Here is a 4,674-nt window from a genome sequence, read left to right on the forward strand (position 1 = left end):
TGGTCTATTTGACAACAAGGAACCTAGGTCGTTAGTCTTTGGTTTGTCGGTCAGCTGAACAAAGTTCAGACTGAACCGCCTTAACCAGTCTAACTTGACCTAGCTTATTGTCAAATAGCTTTCACGGCATAAATCGCTCAGATACTCCGCCCTTTTGTAGGCTCATGTCTTTTCCTAGACAGTTCTCGTGTCTCTCTTAAGTTTTCTAAACGCTTATTGAGGCTGGTTACTTCTTTTTCTGTTATGACTTCAGAAAGGTCATCTAAGAGATTTTTAGAAACTTTCAACTCCCTGTTTTCTAGCTTTAATGCTTTGTTTTCAGTCTCTAATTGCTGATTTTTCCATTCTGCATGAGATAGGCTATTTTCAAGCCTACTCTTTGCTTCTTTCATGCCTGCTAGTGCATTTCTAAGTAACTCATTTTGATTGACCGCCTGCTCCAGCTTCTCTACAACATCAGACACAAACGTCTTCAGTCGTCCAACAAAATCCGAAGTAAAATTAAAGCCATCGCCAAACAGTTTAGGAGTAGCATTTTCTAATTCTTCCTGCAACTCTTTGGCAACTCGACGTCTATCTAAATCTCTATACGAAATTTTCGATAAGTTACTTGATTGTTCCACCAAAAGTTGCGTTTTTTCTCTATGAGCTCTCTCCAGACGAACCACATCATCGCTCAGACGCTTAGAATCGCTTTTTAACCCCTTTATTTCCTCCTGACGACTATTTACCTCAGAATTTAACTCAGATAGCTCTGAGAGCCTCTCAGAAGCCTCAGAATCGATTTTACCGTATTCGTCAATCTTTTTCTCAAGGACACCCTCTAAACGTCCTAAATCTGCCCTTAAATCGTTTCTATGAGTGTCTAGCCATTTGAAACGCTCTTCCAACGTCGCTTCTCGGATGTTAAATGTCACGTCTGAATCTGCAAACAAAGAACCTATGTCCTCATAATCTTGAATTTCTGACATTGTTGCAGGTCTACGTTCTTCCGTATGCCAATATTTTGGCGCTCCTAAATCTAGCAATTCCTGATTAAGAGCTTCACGCCCCATTTTTTCCTTGTAGTCCGCCACACTCAAATGCTGTTCTTTGCTATCTCGCTTTCCACGTTGCAACTCAAAACCATGCTCATTCATGTACTTTGGCAAATCTTCCTGAATATGCTTTAGCTCCTCACGGTTAAACATAACCTTTGATGACAGCTTACCATTTCTCATTGGCACAATCCCTAAGTGCATGTGTGGGGTACTCTCATCAAGATGTACACTGGCATAAGCAACGTTGGTTTCTCCGTAATTCTCCGCGAAGTAGTTTTTAGCCGTTTCAAAAAATTTTCTCGTCTGCTCCTGGCCCAACTTTTCAAAAAAATCTTTATCTGACGTAATAATCCATTCATCACACAAAACAGCGTCTTTCCGTATCCCACGTTTAGAACTCTTGTTCTCGTTCACATAGTCCTTAATTTGCCGTTCATACGACACAGAGCGGTCACGATCCGTCAACTCATAGTTGAGGTGTGACCTGCTCGTGTCGATGTCTTTGTTTGAGTGCTTTTCAAAAATCCGTTCATTGTGCTTATATGCGCCACCCAAATTCCCAACTTTCATTTTCTGCATTCTCGCAACCATGTAGCTCATAACTTTTACCTCCTCAGGTGGGTCATTCGAGTAGCGAATGACAGACGAGCCGGCAAGCCTATTGCTCGTCTATTGTGATAACATTCTAGCTAGAATTTTAGCACAAATTTCGGCTAACTTCCATGTAAAGTATAACGTACTATACTTTACTTCGTAAAAGTGCGTTCTCCGAAGGCTCTTGCAGAGAGCTAGTCCGCCCACTTTATGCCAGGGAGAACTACAAAAAAAGCCCTCGAATCGCAAGGGCATTTTTTGAAAAATTGGGCGGCTTCGCTATTGTCCGACCAAAAAATCAAAGTAAACATAGTTGAGAAAATTATCTCCATAGGAAACATTGATACTATCAACTCCACACATCCTACATAGACAGTTTCCATTATATTTTTTAATATTCTTCAAAACTATATCTTATACAAATTATTTAATCTTTCTAACTCTAATACATTCATACATACTTCTACTCCAGTAACTCCCCCCTTACTATGAATAACCCCACAAGAAAACACAATCCTCTCCTTACTCAAAATATTTGACAACACTACTAATGATTCTAAAATATAATCCTTTATAATAATAAAACTATTATTTTCATCCTTAGCAAACTCTATAAATCCAATATCCTTACACCTATCACCAAGATGAAACCTAAGTGATTTCAAAAAATAATCAAAAAAAACATCACCCTTCATAGAAAACCCTTTCATTTTTAAAAATATTCTGATATAATCATACAAAAAATAAAGGAGAACTACCATGAAAAAACTTATTTTATTTATAACTACCTTTCTCACTCTTCTTTCATTTACTGTTACAACATATGCCGAAACTCCAAAAGCAAACCAAATCACCCCATATTCTACTGCAACTGGAAATGGTGGAGTTTCCAAAATAGAAATTTATGATAACCGAAGTAGAGCATGGTGGTACGCACGACCTTATACTAAAAGCTCTTATCAATTCTCTGGAGGAGTTCGTATTACATTAACAAATGGCCGTACCTTATATTACCCGGTAAGCGGTCAAGGTAGGGCAGGACAATCAGTTAGTGGTTCAATATATGTAAGCGGAAAAATAAAAAGAGTAACTTTTACAGGTGTAGCTTACGGCCCTGGTGGAATACAAATAGCACTTCCTCAATCAGAAACAAATAATTACAGTAGTGGTGGTTCAGGGATGAGCATACCGAACCCTGAAATTCTATACGAAGAATAATTCACTAACAAGAAAGAGACTGGGACAATTTTGTCCCAGTCTCTTTAAATTTCATCAACATCGAGCTGCTTTTTCATCTCAATAGCATCTTTTTACTCATAAATTAGATATAAACAAGTGTTTTCCATGACAGTTACAACCATTTGAACCATACTTAGATTTTTGAACAGTGCTTAATCTAAAAAATCATAAATATCTGTCTGTCGACTTCTTTCTTCAGCTTGCTTGATTATCTCTGCAGTTGGTACTTGTCGATTATCAGTAATCTGCATTTCATAGCCTATGACCTTTCGGCCATTTTTAACTACGTTTAGATAAACATCTACCCCTAATTTTTTCTCTAGCTCTTCTGCCCCAACTTTCAGACAGTTCCTTGCAAAGATTGCAGGGGGCATTCTTCTCTCTTCCCCTAAAAACCAATCTTGCCAATCGTCTAAATCTCCTTGAATGGTTGTGACACGTTGATTTTTAAAGCGATTTGCTTCCCACAATTTCATCAAAATAATGGCATACTTTGATTTGATTTGAGCTAACTCTGCCAATTTGAACGAGAAGAACTGGCTACGTAAAGCAAATACGTAAGGCGCAGCATCTTCTGAAAAGATAAATTCCACTTCGCCATTAGCTAAGAATTTAATTTTTCTAAATAACTGGGTCATCAATATCCCTTTAACGCCATTCTCAACGATTGGCAGATATAACGCAGTGTTTTCGTTTAGGGCTTTAAAGCCACGTGCCACACGCTCATAGTTTTTCCCTGAAGCGTTCAATCCAAAGTGCTTCAGCACCTCTTTTGCATTTGTCGTAAATGTATCTGTTGCAGTGCTTTCTTTGGTCACATAGCTAAAACAATAGTCCAGTAGCTTATGTTCAAAGGCTTTTAAATTCCCAAAGGCTTTGGCTAGGTCATTCGCTTGTACTACTAGATAATCTTGTCTAGACATCAAGCCCTCAAACGCATTTTCTGACTTCCCTTTTTTCATGGCTTAACCTCACGTACTTTTTTGTCATAAATGATTATATAATATTACATGACAAACTTCAAGTAATTTATTACTTCTTTGTCATGTATCACGTACTTTTTTGTCATGTATCACGTACTTTTTTGTCATGTATCACGTACTTTTTTGTCATGTATCACGTACTTTTTTGTCACTTATCTCCTCGCAAACCCTTGATAATACTGACTTTTTGACACCCCCAAAGTATATATAAAGTAAGTTATAAAGTAAGTATGAAAGTAACTCCTTTAGAAAAAATCCTTCATTTTTTTTTAATTTTTCAAAAAAAAAGACCCTATCGGGCCAATCTCTTAAAAATGCATCCGGGGTCTTTACAGCTCGAAGCTGAAGGCAGTCCCACACCCGACACAAAATAGTGCCCTTTGAGCTATCCGTTTCCAGTTGCCCGACCTATAAAGAGATTCACGCCACCGACCGTATCGCTGAGGCGCCTCAATTTGATTATATCACAAATGTCTATTTTTGACACCCATTATAAAACTATGTTATAATTTAATCAACAACAAGAGTAGTGAGTTCATCACGCTAAACGAAAAGCACCCTGTCCGCCAAGACTTAGGGTGCTTTTTTGCGCTAGCTACAACACACTAGCGTTCGTGAAAAGTGACACTATTTCTCGTTGTCATCGAAGCGCTTTTCAATCCACTTCATCCCATAGGCTTTCCCCAACTCGTACGCTAAGGGCAACACTACTCGGACAACAACAAGAAGAGTAATGAGTTCTAACAAGCTAAACACCTCCTTTCGAAGGCTTAGTGCCAGAATATTGCTATTATACCATGTCCGCTTGCTTTATTCCA

General features: G+C 38.3%; 4 protein-coding genes. 1 reads left to right on the top strand and 3 read right to left on the bottom strand.

Annotated features, from left to right (window positions below; translation table 11 throughout):
- Positions 1-137 precede the first annotated feature (137 nt).
- The gene (gene mobV, locus QMQ21_RS19065) at positions 138-1,640 is read right to left on the bottom strand and encodes a MobV family relaxase (protein WP_023937738.1); all 1,503 of its coding nucleotides are present in this window, start codon (positions 1,638-1,640) and stop codon (positions 138-140) included.
- A 401-nt stretch (positions 1,641-2,041) separates the two neighbouring features.
- Positions 2,042-2,329: a hypothetical protein gene (locus tag QMQ21_RS19070; protein WP_078373521.1), complete on the bottom strand. Its 288-nt coding sequence runs from the start codon at positions 2,327-2,329 to the stop codon at positions 2,042-2,044.
- Between the two features lie 64 nt (positions 2,330-2,393).
- Here QMQ21_RS19070 and QMQ21_RS19075 point away from each other — a divergent pair, with 64 nt between their 5' ends.
- Entirely contained in the window at positions 2,394-2,852 is a 459-nt protein-coding gene (locus QMQ21_RS19075) for a hypothetical protein (RefSeq protein ID WP_000733562.1), read from the top strand.
- 173 nt (positions 2,853-3,025) lie between these two features.
- On the opposite strand, the gene QMQ21_RS19080 is transcribed toward QMQ21_RS19075, so the two are convergent.
- Positions 3,026-3,835, bottom strand: coding sequence for a replication initiation protein (locus tag QMQ21_RS19080; RefSeq protein ID WP_000715517.1), 810 nt, complete (start codon positions 3,833-3,835; stop codon positions 3,026-3,028).
- Positions 3,836-4,674 lie beyond the last annotated feature (839 nt).

Source organism: Streptococcus bouchesdurhonensis (genome assembly GCF_948472335.1).